This window comes from Halomonas halmophila (genome assembly GCF_006540005.1).
Classification (GTDB): domain Bacteria; phylum Pseudomonadota; class Gammaproteobacteria; order Pseudomonadales; family Halomonadaceae; genus Halomonas; species Halomonas halmophila.
In genome coordinates this window covers 1-1,255 of sequence record NZ_BJOC01000080.1, presented here as the reverse complement: position 1 = coordinate 1,255, position 1,255 = coordinate 1, and the positions used below count along the sequence as shown (strand labels likewise).

The window sequence follows — 1,255 nt, the reverse complement described above, 5'->3', positions numbered from 1 at the left end:
AAGTAACCCAGCTCCATCCAACGGCCCAGTCGGTAGTGCCAGAACGGCTTGCCTTCCCGCTCGTAGCGTTTTTTCTGGCGCGCCATCTCCTCCTTGTACCAGGTCACGCTGTAGTCGTCGGCGGACTCGGGCACCGCCTCGGGGCCTTCCTCCATGTAGCGGCGAATCAACTCCCATTGCATCAAGGCCATCTGCAGGCTGGTCACATTGGCGGAAATCCCCGCCCCCGCCAGGCTATAGCCCGGTCGCTCCGGGTCCGGCGGCAGAATATGCAACTCCCAGCCGATGCCCGCCGGGCCGCCGACAGTCACCGCCATATTGCGCGTGGCCACCGCCACCACGTCCTCCCAGGGCACGAAAACGGTCTCCTTGCGCCAGCCCGCCTTGCGCCGAGCCCAACGATAGAAAAGCACATAGCCGATGGCCAGGGCGGGGGAGATAGCCAAGTGCGTGATCGCCATCCAGACAATACCCGTAACCCCCAACAATTCTTCTTCCCCTCCCAAAAAGCCCAGGCTGAACACCACGAAGCCGCCACTGATAGAAAACAACGCAAACCAGAAGCCATACATCAGATGAGCGCTGGGGGACGGCAAGTACACCTTGCGACCCGGGTGCTCCACCACGAAGGCCACCTCGCGGCGCTGGCGATGAAAGCGTACCGGCGCGGTGCTACGAATCCAGAGATCAGGCAGCCATAGTCCGCCTATCGAAAAAAGCAGAAATGCTCCGTAGGCGCCCCCCCCCCAGGCCAACATGCCATTACGGCTGACGTTATGTTGCAGGTCCAGGGTCGCTTCGTTGCGGCGAAAAATCAGCCGGCCAATATCCGCGCCGGCCCCGGCCTGAGGACCTAGCGGAACTGGCCGCGGACTTAGGCTATACAGCTCATTGGCGCCACGTGTCAGATGTTCGCCGACGCGGAGCGCCATGGAGATGGTGTCCTGCTCCTTGGCTTGGGGGTCATCGGGATTCTTGATCCTTGGGCAAAAAAGCAGCGCCTTCGAAGACTTCCAACTTACGCTCATTGCAAGGCACGGATGGAATGACCTCCCTAATGGTGCGCAATACTTTTTCTACCTCCCCTTTTCTGCAATACAATGTCATATAGGCATCATATGCACGCCCATCATCATGCGAAAAGTGGGTTCTTGCGCCGATCAGGTTGCGCTTTCTCCATAAAACCAGCTCGTCAACCTCCCCCCATGAGAAGTTCATATGATCTTCAGCGCGGACCAGGTCCTGATAGCCCTTT

General features: G+C 59.2%; 1 protein-coding gene and 1 pseudogene. Both read right to left on the bottom strand.

Translation table 11 applies throughout. The annotated features are described in order from the left end of the window. On the bottom strand, nucleotides 1–932 hold a 932-nt coding region (locus HHA01_RS14665), incomplete at its 3' end, for a hypothetical protein (protein ID WP_141322056.1). A 31-nt stretch (nucleotides 933–963) separates the two neighbouring features. Beyond that, nucleotides 964–1,255, bottom strand: a pseudogene (locus HHA01_RS14810) (hypothetical protein); the annotation flags it as partial.